At 66.8% G+C, this 22795-nt stretch carries 22 protein-coding genes and 1 pseudogene; 14 read left to right on the top strand and 9 right to left on the bottom strand.

Going from position 1 to position 22795, the window contains the following annotated elements; genetic code table 11:
- Nucleotides 1–2: 2 nt before the first annotated feature.
- The 5 genes from NVV57_09200 to NVV57_09180 form a co-directional block, all read right to left on the bottom strand.
- Nucleotides 3–815 carry an electron transfer flavoprotein subunit alpha/FixB family protein gene (locus NVV57_09200; GenBank protein MCR6712849.1) on the bottom strand — a complete coding sequence of 271 codons (813 nt, stop codon included), beginning with the start codon at nt 813–815 and terminating at the stop codon, nt 3–5.
- Entirely contained in the window at nt 773–964 is a 192-nt protein-coding gene (locus NVV57_09195; GenBank protein MCR6712848.1) for a hypothetical protein, read from the bottom strand. Before NVV57_09195 ends, NVV57_09200 begins: the two co-directional genes overlap by 43 nt.
- A complete protein-coding gene (locus tag NVV57_09190) occupies nt 961–1746 on the bottom strand; it encodes an electron transfer flavoprotein subunit beta/FixA family protein (protein MCR6712847.1) in 786 nt (261 codons plus the stop codon). Before NVV57_09190 ends, NVV57_09195 begins: the two co-directional genes overlap by 4 nt.
- A gap of 178 nt (nt 1747–1924) precedes the next feature.
- Entirely contained in the window at nt 1925–3130 is a 1206-nt protein-coding gene (locus NVV57_09185) for an MFS transporter (GenBank protein ID MCR6712846.1), read from the bottom strand.
- Nucleotides 3127–4128: an aminoglycoside phosphotransferase family protein gene (locus tag NVV57_09180; protein ID MCR6712845.1), complete on the bottom strand. Its 1002-nt coding sequence runs from the start codon at nt 4126–4128 to the stop codon at nt 3127–3129. The genes NVV57_09185 and NVV57_09180 overlap by 4 nt, the downstream gene beginning before the upstream one ends.
- 101 nt (nt 4129–4229) lie before the next feature.
- On the opposite strand from NVV57_09180, the gene NVV57_09175 reads away from it, so the two are divergent.
- The 14 genes and pseudogenes from NVV57_09175 (at nt 4230) to NVV57_09110 (ending at nt 14279) form a co-directional block, all read left to right on the top strand.
- Nucleotides 4230–4601, top strand: a complete 372-nt coding sequence (locus NVV57_09175; GenBank protein MCR6712844.1) for a hypothetical protein — start codon at nt 4230–4232, stop codon at nt 4599–4601.
- 32 nt (nt 4602–4633) lie between these two features.
- Entirely contained in the window at nt 4634–4873 is a 240-nt protein-coding gene (locus NVV57_09170) for a hypothetical protein (GenBank protein MCR6712843.1), read from the top strand.
- An 8-nt stretch (nt 4874–4881) separates the two neighbouring features.
- The gene (locus tag NVV57_09165) at nt 4882–5010 is read left to right on the top strand and encodes a hypothetical protein (protein MCR6712842.1); all 129 of its coding nucleotides are present in this window, start codon (nt 4882–4884) and stop codon (nt 5008–5010) included.
- A gap of 224 nt (nt 5011–5234) precedes the next feature.
- Nucleotides 5235–5609, top strand: coding sequence for a hypothetical protein (locus tag NVV57_09160; protein MCR6712841.1), 375 nt, complete (start codon nt 5235–5237; stop codon nt 5607–5609).
- A gap of 60 nt (nt 5610–5669) precedes the next feature.
- Nucleotides 5670–6326, top strand: a complete 657-nt coding sequence (locus NVV57_09155) for a hypothetical protein (protein MCR6712840.1) — start codon at nt 5670–5672, stop codon at nt 6324–6326.
- Between the two features lie 99 nt (nt 6327–6425).
- Entirely contained in the window at nt 6426–7457 is a 1032-nt protein-coding gene (locus NVV57_09150) for a peptidoglycan-binding protein (GenBank protein MCR6712839.1), read from the top strand.
- Entirely contained in the window at nt 7448–8095 is a 648-nt protein-coding gene (locus NVV57_09145; protein ID MCR6712838.1) for an ATP-binding cassette domain-containing protein, read from the top strand. Before NVV57_09150 ends, NVV57_09145 begins: the two co-directional genes overlap by 10 nt.
- Nucleotides 8092–9207: a hypothetical protein gene (locus NVV57_09140; protein MCR6712837.1), complete on the top strand. Its 1116-nt coding sequence runs from the start codon at nt 8092–8094 to the stop codon at nt 9205–9207. The genes NVV57_09145 and NVV57_09140 overlap by 4 nt, the downstream gene beginning before the upstream one ends.
- 95 nt (nt 9208–9302) lie before the next feature.
- Nucleotides 9303–9851, top strand: coding sequence for a hypothetical protein (locus NVV57_09135; GenBank protein MCR6712836.1), 549 nt, complete (start codon nt 9303–9305; stop codon nt 9849–9851).
- 80 nt (nt 9852–9931) lie between these two features.
- A complete protein-coding gene (locus NVV57_09130; protein MCR6712835.1) occupies nt 9932–10168 on the top strand; it encodes a helix-turn-helix domain-containing protein in 237 nt (78 codons plus the stop codon).
- The gene (locus NVV57_09125; protein MCR6712834.1) at nt 10165–11427 is read left to right on the top strand and encodes a HipA domain-containing protein; all 1263 of its coding nucleotides are present in this window, start codon (nt 10165–10167) and stop codon (nt 11425–11427) included. The genes NVV57_09130 and NVV57_09125 overlap by 4 nt, the downstream gene beginning before the upstream one ends.
- Nucleotides 11428–11486: 59 nt before the next feature.
- Nucleotides 11487–11726 (top strand): annotated as a pseudogene (locus NVV57_09120) (glycogen debranching enzyme GlgX).
- 578 nt (nt 11727–12304) lie between these two features.
- A complete protein-coding gene (locus tag NVV57_09115; protein MCR6712833.1) occupies nt 12305–13639 on the top strand; it encodes a hypothetical protein in 1335 nt (444 codons plus the stop codon).
- Between the two features lie 166 nt (nt 13640–13805).
- Nucleotides 13806–14279 (top strand): hypothetical protein, encoded by a 474-nt coding sequence (locus NVV57_09110; GenBank protein MCR6712832.1) that lies wholly within the window; start codon nt 13806–13808, stop codon nt 14277–14279.
- Nucleotides 14280–14354: 75 nt separating this feature from the next.
- On the opposite strand, the gene NVV57_09105 is transcribed toward NVV57_09110, so the two are convergent.
- From NVV57_09105 to NVV57_09090, 4 genes are read right to left on the bottom strand one after another with little or no spacing between them, the layout of a single operon-like run.
- Entirely contained in the window at nt 14355–18194 is a 3840-nt protein-coding gene (locus NVV57_09105; GenBank protein MCR6712831.1) for a glycosyl hydrolase 53 family protein, read from the bottom strand.
- Between the two features lie 21 nt (nt 18195–18215).
- Nucleotides 18216–20147, bottom strand: a complete 1932-nt coding sequence (locus NVV57_09100; protein MCR6712830.1) for a glycosyl hydrolase 53 family protein — start codon at nt 20145–20147, stop codon at nt 18216–18218.
- An 11-nt stretch (nt 20148–20158) separates the two neighbouring features.
- Nucleotides 20159–21058 (bottom strand): ABC transporter permease subunit, encoded by a 900-nt coding sequence (locus tag NVV57_09095; protein ID MCR6712829.1) that lies wholly within the window; start codon nt 21056–21058, stop codon nt 20159–20161.
- Nucleotides 21059–21060: 2 nt separating this feature from the next.
- The gene (locus tag NVV57_09090) at nt 21061–22665 is read right to left on the bottom strand and encodes an ABC transporter permease subunit (protein MCR6712828.1); all 1605 of its coding nucleotides are present in this window, start codon (nt 22663–22665) and stop codon (nt 21061–21063) included.
- Nucleotides 22666–22795 lie beyond the last annotated feature (130 nt).

Genomic DNA, 22795 nt, shown 5'->3' with positions numbered 1-22795 from the left:
ACTTACGCCCCTCGCACCTCGCGGATGCGCGCGATCGCGTCGGGTATCACGTCGAACAGCGACCCCACAACCCCAAAGTCGCTGATCTCGAAGATCGGCGCGTCCGGGTCCAGGTTCACGGCGACGATGGTCCCCGACGCCTGCATGCCCCCGCGGTGGTGCACCGCCCCTGAGATACCAGCGGCGACGTAGAGCGCCGGGGTCACCGTTGTGCCGGTCTGGCCCACCATGTGTTCGTGGCTGATCCAGCCTTCGTCCGTCGCGTCACGCGAGGCTCCAACGGCGCCGCCGAGCAGTTCGGCGAACTCGCGGATGAGCGTGTAGTCGCCTCCCGTTCCACGTCCGCCGGAAACCACCACGGGCGCCTCGGCCAGAGGCACGCCCTCCTCTTCCTCCACGGCCTCGACGTGCACCACCGTCTCGCGCGCCGTCGGAGGCTCGAAGGGAACGTCCACGACGGCCGGCAGCGCGGCGTCTTCGATGAGGACCGCGTTGGTCGTGTTGGGCCGCACGGCGACGATGGCGAGCTCCCTGTTGATCCGCGAGCGCACGTTCCACGTGGCCGCGAAGACTGTCTGGGTAGTCTCCACGCGACCGTCCACGACCTCGGCGCCGGCCGCGTCCACGACCACGCCCGCCCCCGTCGCGAGCGCCAGCCGGGTCACGATCTCCTTGTTGACGAACGTCGAGACGACGATGAACACCTCGGCGTCATGCCCGGCGGCCGCGAGCGCCGCGGCCGCAACCGAGGGAACGCGCACGTCGGCATCGATCACGCGCACCTGCACCGCGCCGTAGTCGCCCAGTTGCTGCACCGCCTCTTCGACGGCGCCCCGCCAAGCCACACCGCGACCGGCGTGCCGAGCGTGTCCGCCAGCGTGAGCGCCTCGAGCGTCGGCTGCGACACGTGCTCGCCATGCCGCTCCGCGAGCACCGCAACAGTGTTCTGCCCCACGTCGCTCATGCGAGCCCCCTCTCGAGCAGGAAGTCGGCAAGTTGGCGGCCGCCCTCCCCCGTGTCAGTGACGATGACCGGCGTGCGCGGCTCTCGCGGCGCCGCCTCGACCACGCTCACGCGCGCCGCGCCCGCGCCCACCGTGGACGGCACCACGCCGATGTCCTCAAGAGACCACTGGGGAATGACTGCGGTGCGCGCGGCCATGATCATCTTGAAGTTGGGGTAGCGGGGCTTGTTGGCCTCGTCGGTCACGGACACGACGGCCGGAAGCGGCGCCTGAACCGTCTCGTGCGCATCGGGCAGGTGGCGCTCGATGGTCGCCACGCCGTCGCTCACCGTGAGCGTGGAAGCGAGCGTCAGCTGCGCCCAGTCCAGCTCCACCGCGAGCGCGGTCGGCAGCATCGAGGTAAGCCCGTCGAGCGCGGCCATGCCCGTGATTACCAGGTCCAACGGCGTGTCCTCGTGCACCGTCCGGATCGCGGCGGCGAGCACCCGCGCGGTGCCGAACACGTCGGAGCCCGCGATGGCCGGGTCCGAAACGTGAATGGCCCGCCCCACGCCCAACTGAAGCGCCTTGCGCACGGCGGCCACAGCGTCGGGCCCACCAACGGTGAGCGCGATGACCTCGCCCTCACCGGCGGCCTCGACCAGTTGGAGCGCGGCCTCGACCGCGTTCTCATCGAGCTCGTTCATGGAGCCGTCGTCGGCGGTGCGCGTGACCGCGCCGTCGGTGAACGAGCGGTGGGATTGGAGGTCGGGCGTGAACTTGACGGTGACGAGGACGCGCATGGGAAAAGCCTAGCGGGGCCCGGGTTGGCTACTTCCCGTGCCCCCGCCGCTTCGCGGTTGCGTCCCGCTTCCGCGGCGACCTGAAATGGGGCCTGGTGGTCGCCAAGCGCAGATTTCGCGACCACCAGAACCCATTTCAGCAGGTCGGGACGGGGCGCGGCCCGACGCTGCGGCCGGCTTACGCGTCGGGCTCCAGCGGCCGCGTGGCCGGCACTACGGCGAGAGCGAGCACCGAGACGACGCCGACGACCAGCAGGGCGTCGAGCACTCCGACGTGGTTGCCCAGGAACCCGAGCAGCGGCGGCCCAGCCAGGAACGCGGTGTACCCGATGGTCGAGACCACAGACAGTCGCATGGCGGCGCGGCGAGGGTCGTCCGCGGCGGCGGACATGCCAACGGGGAAGCCGAGGCTCGCGCCGAGCCCCCACACGGCGGATCCCATGAGCGCCACCCACACGTTGCCGAACACCACCAGCAGGCAGCCGACGATCGCGGCGCCAAAGAGGACCCGCAGCACCATCACGCGTCCGTACCGGTCCAGCAGCCCGGTTCCGAGGATGCGCCCCGCCGTCATGAAGCTCAGGAACACCGCGAGCGCAACGACCCCGAACGCGTTCGAGACGTCGTGCCCGTCCACGAATGCCACCGCCATCCAGTCGTTGGCCGTGCCCTCCGTGAAGGCGGCCGCGAGCACCACCAGCCCAATGAGCAAGGTGCGCGGCTCAAGCCAGGCCGAGCGCTGCTTGACCGGCGCCGCGGACCCGGCCGCAGCGTCGGGCTCGTGGCCGCCCTCGTCGAATGCGGGCAGGAACCGGCGCGTGGCCCACAGCACCGCGAGCCCTGCGGCCACCGCAACGGCCACGAGGTGCGGCACGAGCGGCACCCCCGCCCACACCAGACCGGCGCCGATGAGCGCTCCCGCGACCGTGCCGCCGCTGAACGCCGCGTGGAACCACGGCATGATCGCGCGGCCGAGGCCTTGCTCGATGATGGTGCCCTCGAGGTTCTGCGCCACGTCCCACACGCCAACGCCAAGCCCAAGCAGGAACAGGCCCGGCATCACCCAGTACATGGTGTCGCCGTACTGAACCGCGATCGCGGCGAGCATCAGCCCTGGCAGAGACACGAGCGCGCCGAGCCGGACGGCCGTGGCAGCTCCCCAGCGGTGGGCGATGCGCCCGGCCGTTGGCAGGCCAACAAGCGAGCCGACCGACACCGCGAGGAGCATCACGCCAAGCATGCCCGGGGTCAGCGAGAGCATCTGCTTGACGTCCGGCACGCGCGACATCCAGGTGGCGAACGCGAAGCCGCTCATGCCGAAGACCACGAAGTCGGCGTTGCGGGCGCGCGCGATGCCCGACGCTGGGGCGGCTTGGGCGGTCACGCCGGGTCTCCGGCCGGCTCGCCGAGCAGCGACAGGATCTCGGTGAGGCGCTCGCGCGCCCAGTCGTAGGCGTCGTCGTCGGTGTGGCCGCGATAGCGGGTCTCGATGATCATGATGAGCACCAGGTAAAGGGTGTAGAGGCGGCGTCGCGTGCGCGCCGGGGCATCGAGCGCGCCCAGCCCGTAGCCCTCGCGGAACGCGGTCGCGTCGCCGAACGCCGGCAGGTCGAGAGCGGTGAAGCACGCCTCCATGAGAGGGTCCCCATAGAACGCGCGCTCGTGGTCGATGATCGCCACGATTCGGCCGTCACGGATCATCACGTTGGAGTCCCACAGGTCCCACTCGATGAACCGCGGCTCGGCGACGGCGTCCAGGGCACCGGCGTCGCGAGCGATCGCCGCACGGATCTCGGCGTAGTCGCGGGCCAGGTCCACGCCCAGGGCCTCGCCGTCCTTCAGCACGTCCTCGATCATGGATAGGAACGCCTCGCGCCACGTGGCGAAACCGGGTCCGGCGAGCGGCCCAAACCACGGCCCGACGGGTCGGTTGAGTTCGCGGTTGAGCGCGCCCAGTTGGCGGGCATAGTCGGCACGCTCCGCGTCCGAGATGCGCCCCTCTTGCGACTCGATCCCCAGGTTGTCGCCGTCGATGAAGTCCATGAAGAACCAGTCGGCCTCGATGATCTCGCCGGTCGTGTCCGCGAAGTCCACCTTGGGAACCGGCACGGCGGTCTGGGCGCGGATCAGGTCCAGCGCCGCGAGCTCGATGCGCATCATCTGATGCTCGTAGGTCATGACGCGCACCCCGGCGGGCGGTGCGATCTTGAGCACCACCCTGCGGCCACCCGCGAGCGTGATCGCGTAGGCGACGTTGAACCAGCCGTGGCCGAGTTCCTCGGCGAAGTCGTCGCCGCCGGGAACCGCGCCCGGACCGTAGGCTCGCGCGACCATCGCGCGCAGGGTATCCAGCGACTGCCGGTTCTTGGTGATGCTCTCCATCGAGATCCTTCAACTCTTCGCTTACCGACTGGTAACACCAGCCAGAATATCGGAGTTCGGTGTACGCTCGCGCGCAGGTTCCCACCTCGACGGGAGGCGGCGTGGAAAACGGATTCCGCACTGGACTGCTCGTGGCAGCGTCTTGCGTGTTGGTCGCGGGATGCTCAACAGCATCTGGGCCCTCACACGAAGAGATCACGAAACAATGGCAGACGGACGCGCAATCCACTCTCCCCCATTACCCCGAGGCGAACGAGGCTCAGCTCGCTATCTTTAGGCAGTCCCTTGAATCCGGCGAAGTCACGTATCAGGACTACAAGGAGAGAATGCAGGCCTACGTTGCCTGCCTGGAGGGCTCGATCCAAGGCCGGGTGGACTTTAGTGAACAGTACGAACAACTCGGCCTGCCGATCATCGAAGTTGGCATCGTCATGCCCGAGGGCGAAGACGTACAGAAGGCGATGAGGTGGTGAGAGAGAATTGCTACCAGAGCGAAGTATCACTCGTGAGCGACCTCTACACCTCGCAACCTTCGGCAATAGAGGCGTACAACACGCTCGCTGCTGAGTACCGCGACAAACTCATCGCTTGCCTCGAGAATGCAGGCGTGGACGTTGATCCCGCAGCGCCGATAGACGAGATCGTCCGGGTGGACTCCGACGCGTTCCACGCTCTCAATGATCCCACGTCACAACCGTGTGTCATGTCCACGGGGTTCCTTGCCGCTCAGAACGGCCCGCGATAGCGGCGACCGTGCTCATCGCCCCGCTCGCCGCGGGAATCGCTCTCGTCATCGCCAAGTCCGGCGAGTCTCCACTTGAGTTCGCGTCCCAGGTTGAGCCTCACGAGGGCGCTCTCGAGCGCGCGGAGCGCTACCAATAGGCCACGGTGGTCATTACCGTGCAACTCGCGACGGCGCTCGCCCCCGCAACCTACGCGTCGGGCTTCTTTGCTTGACCACCCATGCCCGACGTCGGCAACAGCTCCACGTTTGGCTCGGGGTTAGCCGTGTCCCCATAAATGGGGGCTTGACGCCCCCCCCCTCCCTCACTCATAACGTTACGAGCGGACCAACGAGGGTCCACAACCAAATATGGAGGGTGACCATGGCAGTTACCAAGAAGGGTGGAGTCGGCGCGAGCATCGCCGCGCTGGTGATGGCAGCAGTGTTCGCATTCGGCAGCCCCGCCGAGGCAGCAACATGTGCGTATAGCCCCGGCTCGAAGGACTCTGGAGGAATCGCGACGGTGTACACCAAGAAGGGATGCATCGAGACCCGGAGCAACGGGCGCTACGACTACGTAGGCGGCGAAACATGGACCGGATACGGCCCATGGTCCGACAACCTCATCGACCAGCAGACAATCATCTCGTACTCGCCGAAGTCCATCGGCGGTGTCAACCTCGACGGTTCGAAGAGCAACGTGGAGTACTCAAGCACGGCCGCTCCCACCTCGTACCTCGCGTTCATCGCACACTAGCCACGGCAGGAGGAGCCGTGTTGCGACGGCTCCTCCTGCATGTGCGGAAGGGAACACTCCATGAGTCGCATCGCAACAGCCGTAGCACTAGCAGTGTTGGCCACTGCCTTGGTCGGTTGTTCCGCACAGAGCGCCCAACCCTCCCCTAGCCCCAGCACCAAGGAACTCTTCGCGAAAGTAATGGCGGAGACCCAGAAGATGGCTGCCGCCGACTACCGCGTCGACGAGGCTCAACTGGCGCTACTAGATGCCGCCGATGCGCGCGGGGAAGTAACCATAACGGACATGATGGACGCACAGCGAGACAACCAGCAGTGCCTTCGTGACGCCGGATTCACAACGGGAACCGTCATCGCGGACGACACCTGGTATCCGCCGTTCCCGCGCATTGAGTACATCACTGGTCCCGCGACAATGGACACCAACCAGCAGTCCGCGATCATCGAGTCGTGCGACGCGGAGACGGTGAAGTACATCAGTCGCGTCTACAGTTTCCAGCCGCAGGCCAAGGAGTCCTACTGGCTCGCCGCCGACGAGAAGGCTTCCTCGATCGCCCAGTGCTTGCGCGATCACGACATACCCGAAGACTTGATTGGCGAGAGCACTGAGGAAATCGTGATGGCAGCCGTAAGGCTGTACAACCAGTACGGCGACTTCGAGATCTACCCGGCAACCGACTGTATGCAAGGTCTCGCGCTTCCAACGACGAACCGCTAGGCGCGGTCCAGGTGTGCCTTGACGGAGACAGAGGTTGACGTGTCAGTACACTCACACTCAACGCATCGTCGCGCCGTCAAAGGGGGCTGATCAGGCAGCATGCCAAGCAAGACACGTTCGGGCGGGCTCGCGATCGCCGTCGCGCTCGCGCTGATTGCACCGCTCGCCGCAGGTATCGCGCTGGTCATCGCTAAGTCGGGAGAGTCCCCACTGGAGTCGGCCTCTGAGGTTGCGCCGCTCGTCGGCGCCGTGGAGCGGGCCGAGCGCTATCAAGAGGCGACCGTGGCCATCACCGTGGAATTCGCGACGGCGCTGGCCCCCGCAACCAACGCGTCGGGCACGTTGACCGCGCTCAAGATCGAGCCAACGAGCGACGTCAAGACGGGCACCGTCGTCGGTGCTGTGAACAACGCGAAGCTCGTGGCTTACGCGAGCAAGGCGCCGCTGTTCCAGGACATTTACCGTGGGCTCAAGGGCTCGGACGTGAAGACCGCGCAGCAGCTGCTCAAGGAGCTGGGCTTCTACTCGGGCACCGTCGACGGCGACGCGGGCCCGGCCACCGAGAAGTCCATCAAGGCGTTCAACAAGCACTACGGCTGGGGCAAGGACAACGGCACGCTGTCTCTGGCGTCCCTGGTGTGGGTAGGGCAGGGACCGGTCACGGTCGCGGAGCTGTCGGTGACCCTCGGCCAGTCCGTCAGCCCCGGCACTGAACTGTTCAAGACCACCGCGGGACTCGCGGCGATCGCGGTCACCGAGACGCCCAACCTGCCCACTGGCGGCGACACCACTCTTACCGTCTCCGGCGTTACGGTTCCGTACACGGTCGGCTCGGGTGCCGTCACGGAGCCCGACGCTGTGGCCGAGATCGCGGCGACGATGGGCACCACCACGGAGGGCGTGGGCACGGTCGCCCTCGTGGACCCGCAGGTGGTGGGCACTGTCCCGAGTTCCGCGGTCTTCAGCGACGAGACCGGCGCCACCTGCATCTTCCCCAGCGTCGACGGCGCGCCAGTCGCCGTCACCCCGACGGGCGGCACGCTCGGCACCGTCGACCTTGACCAGTCCCTCGTGGGTCAGGCGGTGCTCATCAACCCCCGCGACGTGCGTCAGGACCTCACGTGCGGCTAGTCGCCACCGGCGTCGCCTACACCTACCCTCACGGGGATCACCAGGTGCTCGCCGGCGTGGACTTCGACATCCCGCCCGGCACGTCCGCGGCGATCATCGGGCCGTCGGGATCCGGCAAGACCACCCTGCTGTCGCTCATGGGCCGCCTGCTGCCCATGCAGGCAGGCTCCATTCACGCCATCGACGACTCCGCCACCGAGCGGCCGCTCGAGGACGTCGCCTCGTGGGTGCTGCAGACCGTCTCCCTGCTCCCGGACCGCACCGCGCTGGACAACGTGATGATCGGCGCCTACTCAGCAGGGACTTCCCGGCCCGACGCTGCGGCGAGATCGCGGGAGGCCCTACACAGCGTCGGGCTGGCTGGGCGAGAGGACGAGCCCGCGCGAATCCTCTCCGGCGGCGAGGCGCAGCGCGTGGCGATCGCCCGCGCGCTGGCGAGTGGGCGGCCCATCATCCTCGCCGACGAGCCCACCGGGCAGCTCGACGCGAAGACCTCGGCGACCGTGCTGGAGGCGATGATCGGCTCGCATGGAGAGCGCACCGTGGTGGTCGTCACGCATGACCCCGAGGTGGCCGAGCGCTGCGATCTGGTGTTGGAGCTCAGAGACGGCGTGATCCACGAAAGGGCGCGCGCATGAGTCGGCGGCGGGTGTGGCCGCTGTCGCTCGCCGCGCGCGAAGGCGTCGCGACCGCGCGCACCGGGCGGTGGACAACGCTGCTACTGACTGTCGCCGTGGCGTGGTCCGTGGCCGCGGGCGCCGCGGACGCGGTGAGCGTTACGCGCCTGGTAGAGGGCGAGAAGGCGTGGATCGACGCAGGCGGCTACGTGTTCGTGGTGACCGGCGCGCGGCAGGACGGCATGCAGAACCCCGTGCCCGCGGACGTGTGCGACCGGCTGGCAAGGGTTGACGGGATCGACGGCTCGTTCGCGCTCACGCGCGGAGATGCGAACGGGTCGCTGTCGTACATCCCCGGTGGGCGGGCGTCCATCTACGCGGTGTCCTCCGGGGTCTCGACGTTCCTTGGTGTGGCTCCGGCAACGAACGGCATCGTGATCGGCACGTTGGGCTTCGCGGAGCGCACGGGCGCGCACGACGGCGACGTGGTGCGCGTGACGCAGCGGGCGTCGTTCTCCGCGCCAGCCGGCGAGTCCGACCCCCTGACGTTGCGCGTCGCCGACTCGGCCGTGATGGGAGAGGAGTTCGACGGCGCCATGCTCATGCCCTCCCAACTGACCGACACCGCAGACACGTGCTACGTGCGCACCGACGCGGCCCACCACAGCGCCGTGGAGGCGGCACTCCCCTCCTACCTGGCATACAACGGGCTGCCGGCGATCCCCAACCCTCGCCTGTTCGAGTCCGACTTCACCGTGGACTACACCCACGCCTACGAGGACCGCCAGTTGCGCTACCTGTGGGTGGCAACCGCCGCGCTGCTGGGCCTGCTGTGGGCGATGCTGCAGTGGTTCCGCCGCTCCCACGTGGCGATCTATGCCACATTCGGAATGCGCGCGCCCTCGCGCCTGATGGCGCAGGCGTCCGAGTGGGGCGTCGTCGCATTGGTGGGGCTGCTCGTTGGCTGGTCGCTTGGCGTGGTGGGCGCCGTCGCGATGGGCGCGCGCGTGGAACAGGCGCTGACGCAGGTGACCGCGCACGCGCTGCTGACCGTGCTCGGGGCGTCCATCGTGGTGATCCTGCTTGGACTCAGGCCCACCGGCACGCTGCTGAATGCGCTCAAGGACCGGTGACGGCGACGGGATATACGAGAGTCGGCATCGCTCTCATCTGCCTTGTCGTGGCGGCAGCGTCACTCACGGGATGCGATGGGGGTTCGTCGGCCAGCATGTCCCCAACAAGCGAACTGGGGGCGTTCCAGCTCCTCGTGAAGGGGTACATCGGCAAAGCCAAAGACTCCGGCTACTCCGCCGAGCAGGTGGCGTTGCTCAAGTCGGCGCTCGACACTGGCGCTGTTGATTTCGAGGACTACAAGACCGCGGTCACGACCTCGCTCGAGTGCATCAACTTGGCGGGCATCCGCACCCAAGTGGACATGAACGACCAGTCATACGGCTTTCCGTTCATCTCGTACAGCTACGAAAGCCCCGCGAGCGGCAACCCCACCGCGGAAGCGTGCATCCGGGAGAACTCCGAAGCCGTCGAGGCGCTCTACCAGATGCAACCCTCGTCGGTGGATGCCGGCAATCAGATGATCTTGGACGCCGTCCCCGAGATTTCCGAATGCCTTAAGGGAGCCGGCATCCCGTTCGACCCTGAGGGCCTGAGCGCAGATGAGATCGCCACGAAACTCCATGAGATGGGCAGCGAGGAGGGCTTCCTCCCAGACGGCTCGCTGGGACCCGTCCGCACCTGCATGATGAACGCGGGATTCTAGTTCCCTGTTAACGTACATGAACATGGTCGCAATGTTCATGTACGTTGACATCGTCGCGGTGTTCACGTACGGTAACAACCATGGATGAGTTCCTGCCCGCCCGCTCCATGACTCGCATCGGTCAGTCGGTACGCCTCCTGCGCACGCGGCGAGGACTCACCCAGGAAGAACTTGCTTCGGCTGCGGGAGTGTCACGGACATGGCTCAACCAACTGGAGAACGGCGCTAAGGACAACGCCGAGCTCGGCGCTCTCCTCGCAGTGCTCAACGCACTCGACGCTTCGCTCCTGATCCGCGACGACCGGAGTCCCCTGTGAACAGCCCCAAACGGCTCGCAGTCCTCCTGGAAGGCGATCACGTCGCCACGCTCGAACAGACTAGAGCCAGTTTTCGTCTCGAGTACCTGGACGACGCATCTCATGACACCCCCCTGTCGCTGGCGCTTGCGCGCGGGACGGCATACACCGGCGCCCGCGTCTCGCGCTTCGTGAGCGGTCTTCTGCCTGAGGATGCCAACGCACGCGCGGCGATCGCTCGCCAGCATGGCGTCGAGCCGTCGAACCTCATGGGCCTGCTCCACGCGATCGGCAAGGACTGCGCAGGGGCCGTCCAGTTCTGCCTCGAAAGCGAAGTCGATGAGACCCTCGCCAGATCGGGCTCGCTAGTACCCTGCACCGACGCGGACATCGAGGCGCGGCTCGCAGCACTGGACATGGACGAGGCCGCGTCTTGGACCATGCCCGACGAACACTGGTCTCTCGGCGGCACTCAGCAGAAATTCGCGTTGCGTCAGCAGAACGGCCACTGGTTCACCGCCCACGGCGCGGAGCCTACGAGCCACATCGTCAAGCCCGGCATCAGGCGGATGAGGTTGCAGGCGCTCGCCGAACACGTCACCATGGCTGCCGCAGCGAGCCTCGGCATCGCGGCTGCACGAACCGAGTATCGGGAGTTCCTCTCCGAGACGGCTCTCGTCGTCGAACGCTTTGATCGCGCGCCGACACCGGACGGCGGGCTGCGGCGCACCCACCAGGAAGACGTGTGCCAAGCCCTTGGAATCTCCGAGAAGTATGAAGACCAAGGCGGCCCTAGCGTCGGGCAGATTGCCCGACTGTTCCGCGAACACGCTGCAACCTCAGCGCAGGCGGAGGACGCCGTAGCCAGGTTCGCCGACATGGTCGTCTTCAACACCGTTGTGGCTGCGCCGGACGCCCATGCGCGCAACTATGCAGTGCTCCTTGCTCGCGACTCGGTGACCCTAGCCCCGATGTACGACGCTGCGACGGGCGCGCCGTACCCCCGCGCCGGCGGTGCGTCACCCAAGGTCGCAATGGCGATCGGCGACCAGTTCGCGCTCGACCAGATCACGCCCGACTCCTGGCGCACGTTTGCGCGCGACACTCGCCTGGATATCGACTACGTGAGTGAGCGCGTCGCGTACTTCGCGAGCCACGCGCCGGAGGCGATCCTCTCCGCGCTCTCGCAGGTGAAGAGTGCTGACTCCAAAGAACTCGCATCTCGAATGAGCGAGCCTCTCGCTCGGCTCGCACAGCGGCTGGTGACAACACTCCCGTAGCCAGCGCCACTCGGCCACCCCGCAATCCCCCTGACACATCGCTCCGGCACAATGGGCCCATGGCCAAGAGCGCACTTGCCGAGTCCCCCACCCCCCACAGGCTCGGAGTTCACCTCGTCCACGGCGGCGCCACCGTAGGCGTCTGGGCCGCGCACGCAACCGGCGTCTTCCTGTGCCTCTTCGACGACGCGGGCAAGGAAACCCGGCACCTGCTGAACGGCCCCATCAACGGGGTGTGGCACGCCTTTGTGCCCCAGATCACGGAGGGTCAGCGCTACGCCTTCCGAGCGTCGGGCCCGTGGAAGCCCAAGCAGGGGCTGCGCTACAACGTCAACAAGCTGCTGCTGGATCCCTACGCGCGCGGGCTCGAAGGCAACCTCGCCAAGGCCACCGATACCGGGGCGTCGGCCCTGCTGTCCACGCGGGACGGAACCGACTCCGCGCCGTTCATGCCGCGCTCGGTGGTGACGGTCGAGCCCACCGATCCCCTGCCCGCTCCCAAGCCGCGCACTCCGTGGACGGACACGATCCTGTACGAGATCCATGTCAAGGGCTTCACCAAGCAGCTCGCTGGCGTGCCCGAGGAGCTCCGCGGCACGTACGCGGGCCTCGCCCATCCGGCGAGCATCGAGAACCTGACCTCGCTCGGCATCACCGCCGTGGAACTGCTGCCCATCCACGCGTTCGCCTCCGAGCCTCACCTTGAGCACCTTGGACTCACCAACTACTGGGGATACTCGACCCTCGGATTCTTTGCGCCGCACCCTGCGTACGCAACGGCCGACGCTAGGGCCAAGGGCGCGCAGGCCGTCCAGGACGAGTTTCGCGGCATGGTGGACCTGCTGCACGCGGCGGCCTGGAGGTCATCCTCGACGTTGTGTACAACCACACGGCCGAGGGATCGGCGACCGATCGCGTGCTCAGCTGGAAGGGCCTCGACAACCGCACGTACTACCGCTCCAATCCAAACAATCCTGGCCAGTACGACGACACCACGGGCACCGGCAACACCCTCGACTTCACGCATCCCACGGTGGTGAAGATGGCGCTCGACTCGCTGAGGTACTGGGCCACGTCCATGGGCGTCGACGGCTTCCGGTTTGACCTCGCGGCAACCCTGGGGCGCACCGGCCAGGGCTTCTCCACGAACCACCCGTTCCTCACCGCGCTCACCACGGACCCCGTGCTTGGCGCCGTGAAGCTCATCGCCGAACCGTGGGACGTTGGCCTGGGCGGCTGGCAGGTGGGCAACTTCCCGCAGCCCATGGGTGAGTGGAACGACCGCTTCCGCGACTACGCGCGCTCTTTCTGGCTTGAGTGGGGCTCCGGCAAGGTGGGCGAACGGCACCACCCCACGGCGCCGGAACTCGCGACCCGCATCGCCGGATCGAGCGACATGTTCGGCCACTCGGACCCATACGGCATGCGCGGCCCGTTCGCCTCCGTCAACTTCATCACCGCGCACGACGGCTTCACGGGCCGCGACCTGGTGATGTTTACGAACAAGCACAACGAGGCGAATGGCGAGAACAACCGCGACGGCACCGACAACAACCGGTCCTTCAACCACGGGGTCGAGGGGCCGTCGGACGATCCCAAGGTGCGGCGTGCGCGCCTGCGGTCGGGCCGCAACCTGCTCGCGACCCTGCTGCTCAGCGCGGGGACGCCTATGCTGCTTGGCGGCGACGAGATGGGGCGCACCCAGCGCGGCAACAACAACGCGTACTGCCAGGACAACGAGATCGCGTGGATCGACTGGAACCTGGAGCAGTGGCAGCTGGACCTGCGAGCCTCGGTCGCTCGGCTCATCGAGCTGCGGCGCGCGCACAGGGTGCTGCGGCCAAGCCGCTTCTACGACGGGGTGGACGACGACCCCCGCGACGAGTTGTTCCGCGCGGACTCCGCCTGGTTCCAGGCCAACGGCGAGCACGAGGACGAGGACTGGTGGGAGGACCCCAAGACTCGCGTGGTGCAGTTCATGCGGTCGCTGTCCGAAGAGGACGAGGCCGACGCCCTGCTGGTCATCAACGGCTCCCGCGAGGCGGCATCGGTCACCATCCCGCAGGATGACGGCGCACCGTGGACGCTCGTGTGGGACTCGGCCGTGGACCGCCCGGACCAGATTCCGCAGGGCGAGGTCAAGCCGGGCGACACCCAAGAGCTGCGGCCCATGACGATCCGGCTGTATATCAGCCAGCCCGTGTCATCCTGATGCCATGAGAGTGGGGGCGGCGGTCGTCGCACTGACGTGCGCGCTATTGATCGCAGGGTGCAGTTCAGAAGCACCTGAACCCACGTCCTCCGCTGACGCCGAATTCTCAACTCGTGTCGCATCAGCCATCGCGGGGGCGGAGGCGGGTGGCGCAAGCGACGCGCAGTTGGCAATTCTCCGCGCGGCCCAAGAAGAAGGCGTCCTCGAGTTTGAGCCCTACAAGGCTGCCGTTGAAGCAACGTTCGAGTGCTTCCGTGAACACGGCATCGACTATCGCAGCAACGGCGTAGACAACAGCCGCGGGTTCCCCTGGATCGACTACAGCATCGCGGGTCCCGAGTCGGGACCGCTGCCGGAAGCCACCGACTGCGAGCGGGCGCACTCCGCTTTCGTCGCGGAGCTTTACCAGGCTCAGCCTGCCTCAACCGAGGCGCTCGAGCGCGCGTTCCTAGCGGCCCAACCCGTACTCATTGCGTGCCTGCGCGAGGAAGGACTGCTACCCCTCACCGGCGACCCCACTCCAGACGACGTTAGCGCTGCGATCTGGGCTGGCTTCGACTCCGCGGAAGAAGGCAGCGCGCCGCCAGGATTCGATCCCACGCGCTGCGTCTCGCTGGCCGGAATCTCCGGCGGGTTCTAGGACGCACCGCCAGCACGCAAGCGACCCGGGTCGCCTCAAGGCAACCCGGGCCGCAGCGTCATGGCGGCGCTGGGACTATTTCGCTGCCACCTTCTTCGCCGGCGACATGTCAGAGGTCGGCAGATAGCCCGACTTCTTCGCAGTCACCTTGACCGCCACGTTCTTGCCCTTGTCCGCGGACGTGAGCTTGTAGGTGGCGTGGGTGGCGCCCGGAATCGCCACCCCGTTCCGGTACCACTGGTAGGAGTAGGACGTGGGTGAGGGGTTCCACAGCCCGCGGTGAGCGGTCAGCGTGGAGCCAGACTTCGCGACACCTGAGATCGTCGCGTAGCCCGTGCTCCAGAACCTCTTCACCACAGTGACCGACGCCGACGTCTTGGACGCCGAGGTGAACCCGGTCTTGAGCGCCGTGACCTTGACCGTGATCTTGTGGCCCGTGTCCGCGGACTTGACCGTATAGGTCTTGCCCTTCTGCCCGGAGATCGCCTTGCCGTCGCGGTACCACTGGAACTGGTACGCCGACGCCTTGGGCGACCACGTGCCGGTGACAACGGTCAGCTTCTTGCCCGCGACGGGTGTGCCGCTGATCTTGGGCGTCGGCTGCGTGGTGAACACACCCTTGCCGATCGTGACCGACCCCGACGTCTTGGACGCCGTGATGTAGTCCGCCTTCGTCGCCGTGACCGTCACCGTGATCTTGGCGCCGATGTCGCCATAGACCGGTGAGTAGGTCGTGCCGTTGGCTCCCGCGATCGCCGCACCATTGCGCTTCCACTGGTAGGCGATGCCCGACGGCGTTGGCACCCAGGTGCCCGCGTTCGCCGTGAGCGTGGCTCCGTACTTGGCGGTGCCGGTGATCGTGGGCGTGGGAGCGGTGGTGAACGGCACGTCGATGAGGTCGAGGGCGCTCAGGGCGTCCCGGATCCAGTGCGTCACCGCGTCCACCGTCGCCTGGCTTGGGTCGTCGGCCTGCGTGACCAGGGCGTATGCCCCAAGCGCGTTGTCGAGGTCCACCAGTGACGCAGGCTCATAGAGCGAGCGGTCAATGGCGTTCGCTTCCGCGACAGCGGCGTTCAGGTCCGTGAGGTCGGCGTTGTTCTCCGCCTTCACCAGCCTGAAGTCGTCGACCGTTCCCCACGCACCCGAGGTCAGCGTGAACTCCGCGCCGACCGTGAGGGTGCCGTCGGGCGCGGCCTCGACGGGCTCGGTGGTGGCGGTGGCAAACGCCTGCCACCCGTCGAGCCCCAGCACAGCGGACTGACCGGTCTCGCCGTTCCACAGCGTCACCTCGTGGGTGTCGCTGCCGGACTCACCGTCGCCCTGCGTGGTCGCGGACAGCACGTACCGACCAGCCGGGAGGCCCGTGACCTGCTGCGACACGGAGAAGGTGTAGTCGCTGCCGAGCCAGAACGCCACGGACTTGTCGCCGTCCGAGCTGTCGCCCGACCAGCCGATCGCGGCGCCCGCGCCGTCAACGGTCCACATCGAGGTGTCGTCGGCCTCGAACGAGCCGTTGACCACCCAGTTGCGCTGGGTGACCGTCACGGTCGCGATCGCCGGGTAGCCATTCTCGCTGGTCCCGTGAATCGTGTACGTGCCGGTGCCGTCGATGTACGACAGTGGTTCGGTCCACGTCACCGACTCACTGTGAGTGCGGCCGTCGAAGGCGGTGACCGTCACGGTCTCCGGCAGCAGGATGGGGTTGCCATCCGTGACCGTGATCGCCACGGCGTTGACCGTGGGGTCCGGGACGTCGCCGACGACCACGAGTGCGTCGAACGCGTCGCTCACCGCCGTGGTCGCGGCATCAACCTGGCCCTCGGTCGGGTTCGAGGCCGCGAGCACGATGTTCGCGATCTCAAGCGCCGAGTCGAGCACCGCGAGCGATTCGCTCGAGTACACCGAGCGAACGAGACCGTTCATCTGGTCCACGAGCTCCTCAAGGTCGCTCGTATCGGCCGCGCTGGCCGGAGCCTTCACCAGGGTGAACTCGTCGAACCACGCCCAGCCGGCCGCGGCACCGGTGCCGTTGACGCCAACGGTGACAGCACCGTCGGCCGGAACCGTGACGGTGATTGGGGGCTTCTTCCACGCCTGCCAGCCGGTGAGCGTGGGCGTCTGCGTCTGCGTGCCGTCGGACGTGGTCACGAAGAACTCGGGCGTCACGTTCTGCCCGTGGGCCTGACCCGTGGCGATGTACGTGGCCGGCTCGAGTCCCGTGACGGTCTGCTGGAAGTGGAACGAGAACGCCGCGGCGTCGTAGGCGTTGACCGCATACGTGCCCTGTGCGTTGTTGCCCGGAGAGTCGAAGATCCAGAACGTGCTTGGCCACGGGCTGGCAGAGAAGCTCCAGCCCGAGTTGTCGCCGGTCTCGAAGTCCCCGTTCACCAGGTAGTTGTGCGCCTTGACGATGACCTTCGCGGTGGTCTTGTCGCCGTCCACGGTCACGCCGTGGACCGTGTAGGTTCCGGGCGATGTGATGAAGGACAGTACGTCATCCCAGGTAACGGCCACATTCGCCGTTGAGCTGTCGTTGTAGGTCACCTGAACCGTGGAGGGAAGCGTGACCGCGTCACCCTCGTTGAGCGTCACGGTTGGGCTTTCAACGGTCTCGACAGCGAGGGGAGCCTGAGCGCCGGTGCGCGCGTACGTGAACGCGAGCAGCGACTCGAGCGGCTTGCCCGTGTAGTCGAACAGCGCCTGGTTGTCCCAGCCGGAGCCCTCGGCCCCGCTCGTGGGCGCGCCGGCGTCGTACTCGTGAGCCGCCGAGGTGGCCCAGCCAGAGCCGAACTCGGCCCACTTGGCCTCCTTCTGCTCGGCCGTGCCGGGAACCGGGATCCACGCGGGCTCCCAGTAGAAGACGCCAAGCCCCGCGCCGCCCGGAACCGCATTCACGGCCGCCATGACGTCACGGATCTCGGTCGCCTGACCCTGCACGGAGACGGGATACATCGACGTGTCGCTCGACGACGTGATGGTGTTGGTGGTGCCATCGCCATCCGCGTTGGTGTACGCCCAAGACGTCTCCGCGACCATGACCTTCTTGCCGTACGTGGTGGCGATGTCGCTCAGCACGTTGGTGAGGTTCGTCGTGGTTCCGTGCCAGTACGGGTAGTACGACGACGCGAAGACGTCGTAGTCCACGTGAGCCGCGTCGAGCGCCGCGGCGTAGCCCGCATACCGACCCGCGGTCTCGGGATTGGTGAAGTGCACGGCCACGAGCGCGTCGGGGAACACGTCGCGAACCGCCTCGGAACCGGCGGAGAACAGGCCCGTCAGGTTGGCGATGCCGGTCACGCCCGCCATGGCGCCATTGGTCTCGTTGCCCACCTGCACCATGCCCACGTTCACGCCGGCGTCCTCCATCTGCTGGAGCGCGTCTTCGGTGAAGTCGTGAACGGCAGTTGTGGTCTGCGCGAGGTCATAGCCCGCCCACGCCTTTGGTGCGTTCTGCTTTCCGGGGTCCGCCCAGAAGTCCGAGTAGTGGAAGTCGACCAGCACCTTCATGCCTGCCGCGGTCGCGCGCTCGCCGATCTCCGTTGCCCGCGCAACGTCCACATTGCCCGCGCCATAGCCGTCACCCCCCGCGTTGTACGGGTTGTTCCACACGCGCACGCGCACGTAGTTGATGCCGGCGTCCGCGAGCACGTCGAAGATGTCGGCGGGGTTGCCCGCGAAGTCGCGGTAGACGACCCCGCTCTCCTCCTCGGACAGAACGGTGGAGATGTCCACACCGTTGATGAAGTCGGCGGGAAGCCCGTCGATCTTGTGGACGGTGATGCCGGCGTCCACGGGCCCGTCATCGTCCGCGACGGCCGGCGCCGCTACGAGAACGGTCGCTACCGTCGCCGCCGCCGCGGCAGCCGCCACGCAGGATCGGCCTGTGACCGCTCCCAGTTTGTTGCGAAGCCTCATTGCTTCGTTCCTTTCCCTTATCTAGTCGACCGGCTCCAGGACGAAGCCATCGATGAATCCCCAGTCCTCCGCGCCCGCGGTGCCGTCCACGCTCACGGTGAGCGTGCCGTCGGCCCCAACAACCGCGCCTTCAATGACCCCCTCAAACCACGCCTGCCAGCCGTTCAGCTCAAGCGGCGCGTTCCACTGCCCCTCCGAACCCTTGACGTTGAGCGCAATCTGGGCGCCCGCCGGGTCCTTGTCCTCCCCGTGCACCGAGACCCTGACGTTGTACGTTCCGGGCTCCAACCCGGTCACGGTCTGCGCCACGGAGAAGGTGAAGTTCTTGTCGCTCCAGAAGTTGAGCACCCGCTGGTCCATCGCCGCGGGCACGTTGTCGTCGACAACGCGGAACGTCGCGGCATCCGAGGTGAGTGTCCACATCGAGAGGTCGTCATCCTCGAAACCGGGATTTGCCAGCACGTTTATAGGCCCGACGGCTATGGTCGCCGTGACCTGGGTGCCGTCGGCTATGGTGCCGCTCACCGTTTGGGTGCTCTCCTTGGAGGTGTCGACGCCGATCTCGGTCCACGCGACGGGGACGTCCGCCCTGGTGCCGTCGTTGTAGTGCACCGTGACGGTCGCCGGCAGTTCCACCGTGCCGCCAACCTGCACCTTGAGCTGCGGAGAATCGATCTGCGAGACGGCGAGCGGGGCGGTGGCGCCCCGGCGCGCGTACTCGAAGACGTTGAGCGACTCGAGGGGCGTGCCGTCTGGCGCGAAGAGCGCCTGGTTGTCCCATGAGTTGCCGCCGAAGTTCGCGCCCGCATCCGCCGGGTCATACGATCCGGCGAAGCTCGTCGCCCACCCGGAGCCGAACTGCTCCCACAGCTTCTGGTTGTTCGCGAGTTGGTCCGGGGGCCCCACGGGCAGCCACGCGGGCTCCCAGGAGAAGACGCCTATCCCGGCCTCCCCCACGTCGGCGACGGCCTGGATCACGGCGCGCACTGCGTCGGCCTGGCCCTGCACGGAAATGGGGAACTGCGTCGCGTCCTCGGCGGAGCCAATCGTGTTGGGGTAGCCGTCCGCGTCCTCGAGAGTGCTCGGCCACGCCGTCTCCGCGACCATGACCTTCTTGCCGTAGGTGTCCGCGATGTCCTTGAGCACGGCCGTGAGATTGTCCGTGGTCCCGTGCCAGTAGGGGTAGTAGGAGCTCGCGAAGACGTCGTAGTCCACGTCGAAGTTGTCGAGGATCTGGGCGATACGCTCGTAGGAGCCGGCCTGCTCGGGGTTGGTGAAGTGCACGGCCACAAGCGCCTTCGGGAACACCTCGCGGACCGCTGCGGCGCCCGCGTTGAAGATCGCGCACATGCCGTCCCATGCGGTGACGCCCGCCACGCCGTTGTTGGTCTCGTTGCCCGTCTGCACCATCGCCACGTCCACCCCGGCGTCCTTCATCTGGGTGAGCGTCTGCTTGGTGAAGTCCCCAGCGGCCTTGGCCACCTCGGCGTTGGACATGTCCTTCCACGACTTGGGCGCCATCTGCTTGGCGGGATCGGCCCAGAAGTCGCTGTAGTGGAAGTCCACGAGCACCTTGAGGCCCGCGTCCGTTGCGCGCTTGCCGATCTCGGTGGCGCGCTCGGGCGAGACGTTGCCGCCGCCGTAGCCGTTGCCCTCGGCGTCGAACGGGTCGTTCCACACGCGCACGCGCACGTGCGTGATCCCGTGGTCCTTCAGAACGGTGAAGAGGTCCGCCGGCTTGCCTGCGTCGTCCTTGAACACCACCCCGGACTCCTCGAGCGAGAGCACCGTGGAGACGTCAACGCCCGCCGCGAAGTCCTCCGGGAGGTTCTCCACCTTCTTCACCACGATCCCGGCCTCAACGGGACCGGAGTCGTCGCTGCACCCCGCGGCAGCGGCCACGACTGTGACCGCTCCCAGGATTGCTGCGGCTCCACGCCAGAAGGTGTTCACGTGCGATCGCCCTACCCCTTGACCGATCCGGAGGAGAGGCCGCCGACGATGTAGCGCTGGAGCGCGAGGAAGAGCACGAGGATCGGGAGCGATGCGATCACGGCTCCGGCCGCGAACAGTCCCCACTTGGCGACGAGCTGATCGGAGACCCATCCATACATGCCGACGGCGAGGGTCCAGTTCTCCTGTTTGACAAGCACGATGCGCGCCAGGATGAAGTCGCCGAAGGCGCTGATGAAGCCGAGCAGCCCCACCACCGCGAGGATCGGGGTCACGAGCGGCATGATGAGGCGCCAGAAGGTCTGGGCGTGGGTGGCGCCGTCGATCTTGGCGGCCTCGTCAATCTCCGTGGGAATCGAGTTGAAGAACCCGTACATCAGGAAGGTGTTGGCACCGAGCGCCCCACCGAGATAGACGCAGACCAGCGCGATCTTGGAGTTGAGGCCCAAGGCTGGGATCACGTTGCCGAGCGCGATGAGCAGCAGGAACACGGCGATGAACGCGACCGTCTGCGGGAACATCTGGATGATGAGCAGGCTCGTGAGCGACGTGCGGCGGCCGCGGAAGCGGAAGCGGCTGAACGCGTAGGCCGCGGCGGCGCCCATCAACGTGGCGCCGATGGCGGTGGCAATGCACACCTCGAGCGTGTTGACCACCCAGGTCCAATAAAGCGTGTCCCCGAGGGCCTGGTAGTTCACGAGGCTCAGGTCGGAGAAGAGCCGAGACGAGCCCGAGAGCGAGCCCCGCGACGCAAACGAGGCCGAGAGGACAAACACCAAGGGGAATGCGGCGATAAAGACCACGACCACCGCAAGGACGTACTTCCATGCGACCTCGATGAACCAGCGGGAGCGCTTCGTGGGCGTACGCACTTTGCGGGGCGCCTGCGCGACTTCTTCTACGGTCGTCATGGCTAGAACTCCTCCAGCTTCTTGGTCTGTCGGAAGGCGATCGCCGAGATTGTGCCGACGATGATGAACACGAGAATCGACAGCGCGGACGCTAGGCCGTAATCAGCCTTGCCGCCCTGGACACCGGAGATCCGGTAGATCGCGGAGATCAGGATGTCCGTGTAGCCGAGCCCCGTACTGCTGTCGACCATTGGCGGTCCGCCGCCCGTGAGCATCCAGATGATGGTGAAGTTATTGAAGTTGAAGGCGAACGACGCGATAGCGAGCGGGGCGGTCGAGATCAGGAGCAGCGGCAGCGTGATCGAGCGGAACTGGCGCGTGGCGCCTGCGCCGTCGATCTTCGAGGCCTCGATCGTCTCCGTGGATAGCGCTTGCAGCGCACCGGTGCACACCAGGAACCAGTAGGGATAGCTGAGCCAGAGGTTCACGGCGAGCACGGAGAAGCGCGCGAGCCACGGGTCGCCGAGCCACTGAATGTCCTGGCCAAAGAAGAACCACTTGTTGATGATTCCGTACTCAGGGTTGAGCATGCCCTTCCACAGCAGGGCGGACATGAACGCGGGGAACGCGTACGGGAGGATGAAGAGCGTGCGCCAGACCTTGCGGCCGCGAATGCGATCGTCGTTGAAGATGATCGCGAGCACAAGGCCAACGAAGAAGCTCGAGAGCACGGTGAGGATCGCGAACCCGAACGTCCACGCGGTCACCTTGAGCAGCGGCTCTGAATAGTTGGGGTCCGTGATCGCTCGCGTGAAGTTCTGGAAGCCGATCACGACGTGCCAGCCGACGTTGAGCGTTGAGCCGTCGTCGGCTACGAAGCTGCCCGTCGACTGGTCGGCGTGGTAGACAGTGCCGGTCACAACGTCGGTCATCGTCTGAGCTTCTTCGTCCCACACGATCGTGGACTGGTAGATGGCTCCCGTGGTGCCGTCCGCGGTTCTGATGGAACCCTCGTCCGCGTCCTCCGACACCGGCACCCGGAGCACGACGACCTGGGCCTGAAGCGCTTGGTCGGTGTAGATCTTGGTCACCGGGATGACCTCGTAGCCGGGGACGGCCGTGACCTTCCCGTCGGCGATTGTGGCGTCGGGCCTCTCCTCGAGAGGCTGCTCCACGGTGCCAACCTTCGCCACGCCCTCATCGACGATCGCGAAGCCGAGCTCGCCCCGCGCCTCGATGATCGTCAACGGGAAGGTGGGAGACCCGTCGACCTTCTTCTCGTTCTGAATGAGGATCGCGTCCACGGCCTGCTCTTGCGAGAGGTTGTGCCCCGTGCCGTAGTTGGTAAAGGCGACGTAGGCCGTGTACGCCATGGTGAAGAGCTGGAAGACCAGCAGGAAGATCAGACCGGGGAGGATGTACTTCAGCGGGACGGAGCGCTTGGTGAAGTACACGAAGTCCGCGACCACCAACAACACCACGAGCGCGACGAGGATCCCCCACGCCTCCGCGTTGACAGCGGACAGGATCGCCGCGATGCCGAACGCGTTGACGATCATCATCAGCGCGAGCTTGCCCAGGAACCCCCAGCCGACTCCGCTCCAGCGTCGGGCGTGCGACGTTGTGGGAGGGGGTGCGGCCGGCGTCTCAACTGCGGTGGATGGCATCGTTGCTCTCCTGCGGTAGTTCAAAGAACTCAGTGTCCGAGGTGACTCGGTGTCCCAAAACTCATTGTGCCCCGTAGAGCGGGTGTTGGTGGGGCGGGACCCAAAGAGCTCGGGTCCCGCCCCACCAGCC

Origin of the sequence: Demequina sp. (assembly GCA_024707205.1) — a bacterium.
Lineage (GTDB): Bacteria > Actinomycetota > Actinomycetes > Actinomycetales > Demequinaceae > Demequina.
Note: the sequence above shows the minus strand (reverse complement) of the source record. Positions and strands in the feature narration are given on the sequence as shown.

Excerpts from the sequence above, each read along its gene's own strand:
- NVV57_09140 (MCR6712837.1), top strand. The coding sequence starts at position 8,092 with ATGAGTCGGCGGCGGGTGTGGCCGCTGTCGCTCGCCGCGCGCGAAGGC.
- NVV57_09180 (MCR6712845.1), bottom strand. The coding sequence starts at position 4,128 with ATGGAGAGCATCACCAAGAACCGGCAGTCGCTGGATACCCTGCGCGCG.
- NVV57_09105 (MCR6712831.1), bottom strand. The coding sequence starts at position 18,194 with ATGAGGCTTCGCAACAAACTGGGAGCGGTCACAGGCCGATCCTGCGTG.
- NVV57_09135 (MCR6712836.1), top strand. The coding sequence starts at position 9,303 with ATGTCCCCAACAAGCGAACTGGGGGCGTTCCAGCTCCTCGTGAAGGGG.
- NVV57_09130 (MCR6712835.1), top strand. The coding sequence starts at position 9,932 with ATGGATGAGTTCCTGCCCGCCCGCTCCATGACTCGCATCGGTCAGTCG.
- NVV57_09160 (MCR6712841.1), top strand. The coding sequence starts at position 5,235 with ATGGCAGTTACCAAGAAGGGTGGAGTCGGCGCGAGCATCGCCGCGCTG.
- NVV57_09090 (MCR6712828.1), bottom strand. The coding sequence starts at position 22,665 with ATGCCATCCACCGCAGTTGAGACGCCGGCCGCACCCCCTCCCACAACG.
- NVV57_09190 (MCR6712847.1), bottom strand. The coding sequence starts at position 1,746 with ATGCGCGTCCTCGTCACCGTCAAGTTCACGCCCGACCTCCAATCCCAC.
- NVV57_09155 (MCR6712840.1), top strand. The coding sequence starts at position 5,670 with ATGAGTCGCATCGCAACAGCCGTAGCACTAGCAGTGTTGGCCACTGCC.
- NVV57_09150 (MCR6712839.1), top strand. The coding sequence starts at position 6,426 with ATGCCAAGCAAGACACGTTCGGGCGGGCTCGCGATCGCCGTCGCGCTC.
- NVV57_09095 (MCR6712829.1), bottom strand. The coding sequence starts at position 21,058 with ATGACGACCGTAGAAGAAGTCGCGCAGGCGCCCCGCAAAGTGCGTACG.
- NVV57_09195 (MCR6712848.1), bottom strand. The coding sequence starts at position 964 with ATGAGCGACGTGGGGCAGAACACTGTTGCGGTGCTCGCGGAGCGGCAT.